This window comes from Nocardia sp. NPDC058497, from assembly GCF_042720195.1.
Lineage (GTDB): Bacteria > Actinomycetota > Actinomycetes > Mycobacteriales > Mycobacteriaceae > Nocardia.
In genome coordinates this window covers 1-2,312 of the sequence record NZ_JBHXMY010000770.1, presented here as the reverse complement: position 1 = coordinate 2,312, position 2,312 = coordinate 1, and the positions used below count along the sequence as shown (strand labels likewise).

At 64.2% G+C, this 2,312-nt stretch carries 1 protein-coding gene; it reads left to right on the top strand.

Annotated elements, in window-relative coordinates; all coding sequences use genetic code 11:
• Nucleotides 1–197: 197 nt before the first annotated feature.
• On the top strand, nt 198–1,958 hold the full coding sequence (arc, locus tag ACFWPJ_RS30710) for a proteasome ATPase (protein ID WP_378856695.1): 1,761 nt from the start codon (nt 198–200) through the stop codon (nt 1,956–1,958).
• Nucleotides 1,959–2,312: the final 354 nt, after the last annotated feature.

Sequence of the window (2,312 nt, the reverse complement as noted above, 5' to 3'; positions counted from 1 at the left end):
CGATGGCACTCCACCTTTTCGGCTGGTGGGGGGTGTGCCCGGGCCGTGTGCCCGGGGGGGGGGTGTTAGGGGAGCCTAACACGGCCCGGGACCGGCCTATCGCCGTACAAGATGTGATCACGACGAAACCATGTCGGAAAGCGAGAACGGACCGCGCCCGGTAGCGTTGAAAGACCGGGACTGGGAGGAGCAGCATCATGAGCCCCAACGAGAATTCGGATTCGGCGGCCTGGCGAGAGCTCGAGGCGGTACGCGCCGAGGCGGCTGCTCTCCGCAGGCAACTCGCCGACTCGCCGGATCGCGCACGCGAATTGGAAGCACGGATCGATTCGCTGACCATCCGCAACGGCAAGTTGATGGACACGCTCAAAGAAGCGCGCCAGCAACTGATAGCCCTGCGGGAGGAAGTCGATCGCCTGGGCCAGCCGCCCAGCGGCTACGGCATCGTCATCCACAGCTATGACGATCAGACGGTCGACGTCTTCACCTCCGGTCGCAAGATGCGCCTCACCTGCTCGCCCAACATCGACGTCGCGACGCTCGAGTACGGCCAGACCGTCCGGCTCAACGAAGCGCTCACCGTCGTCGAAGCCGGAAAGTTCGACGCCATCGGTGAAATCGGCACGCTGCGCGAGATTCTCGACGACGGCAGGCGCGCCCTGGTGGTCGGTCATGCCGACGAGGAGCGCGTCGTCTGGCTGTCCGGCCCGCTGTCCAAGATCGCCGAGTACGACGACATCGACGACCCCGATTCCCCGATTCGCAAACTGCGCCCCGGTGATTCGCTGCTGGTCGACACCAAGGCGGGCTTCGCCTTCGAGCGGGTGCCCAAGGCCGAGGTCGAAGACCTTGTGCTGGAAGAGGTTCCCGACGTCGACTACACCGACATCGGTGGCCTCGGCCGTCAGATCGAGCAGATCCGCGACGCCGTGGAACTGCCGTTCCTGCACAAGGATCTGTTCCGCGAGTACGCGCTGCGCCCGCCCAAGGGCGTGCTGCTCTACGGTCCGCCGGGTTGCGGTAAGACGTTGATCGCCAAGGCCGTCGCCAACTCGCTGGCCAAGAAGATCGCCGAAGCCCGCGGTGAGGACGCCAAGGAGGCCAAGTCCTTCTTCCTCAACATCAAGGGCCCCGAGCTGCTCAACAAGTTCGTCGGCGAGACCGAGCGTCACATCCGGATCATCTTCCAGCGTGCGCGCGAGAAGGCCTCCGAGGGCACGCCGGTGATCGTGTTCTTCGACGAGATGGACTCGATCTTCCGCACCCGCGGTTCGGGTGTCTCCTCCGATGTGGAGACCACCGTTGTGCCGCAGTTGCTTTCGGAGATCGACGGTGTCGAAGGCCTCGAGAACGTCATCGTGATCGGCGCGTCCAACCGCGAGGACATGATCGACCCCGCGATCCTGCGGCCGGGCCGCCTGGACGTGAAGATCAAGATCGAGCGGCCGGACGCGGAATCGGCGCAGGACATCTTCTCCAAGTACCTCACCGAGACGCTGCCGCTGCACGAGAGCGATCTGCGCGAGTTCGACGGCGACAAGCAGGCGTGCGTGGAGGCGATGATCGAGAAGGTCGTCGAGCGGATGTACGCCGAGAGCGACGACAACCGGTTCCTGGAGGTCACCTACGCCAACGGTGACAAGGAGGTCCTGTACTTCAAGGACTTCAACTCCGGCGCGATGATCCAGAACATCGTCGACCGGGCGAAGAAGTACGCGATCAAGTCCGTGCTCGACACCGGTAACCCGGGTCTGCGGATACAGCACCTCTTCGACTCGATCGTCGACGAGTTCGCCGAGAACGAGGACCTGCCCAACACGACCAACCCGGACGACTGGGCCCGGATCTCGGGTAAGAAGGGTGAGCGGATCGTCTACATCCGCACGCTGGTCACCGGCAAGAACGCCTCGGCAAGTCGCGCGATCGACACCGAGTCGAATACAGGTCAGTACCTGTAGGCACTCGTTCTGGGGAAGGTCGCGTTCCGTCAGGGACGCGGCCTTCTCGTTTTCTGGGTTGTGTGAATTTTTTTCACGAAAACGCCACGCGATCCAGTGTGGATAGGGCACGCTTCACATGTTCGTTACACCTGATGAGGACTCGTAAACGAGGAGTGTTGTCATGGCCGGTTCCGCCGCTGAATTGCTGACCGAGATCATCCTGCAGACCATCCAGAACCTGTTCAGTTCGATCAGCGCGGGCTGATCCACCAGCCGTACGACGAGGGCCGGGGGGGGGCCGCCCGGGGGGGCGGCCGGCGGGGCGGGGGGGGCGCGGTGGGGGGGGGGCGCGGGGGGTATCCCCCGGCGGGT

Bases quoted from the DNA above. Each gene is read 5' to 3' on its own strand.
- arc (WP_378856695.1), top strand. From the start codon at position 198: ATGAGCCCCAACGAGAATTCGGATTCGGCGGCCTGGCGAGAGCTCGAG.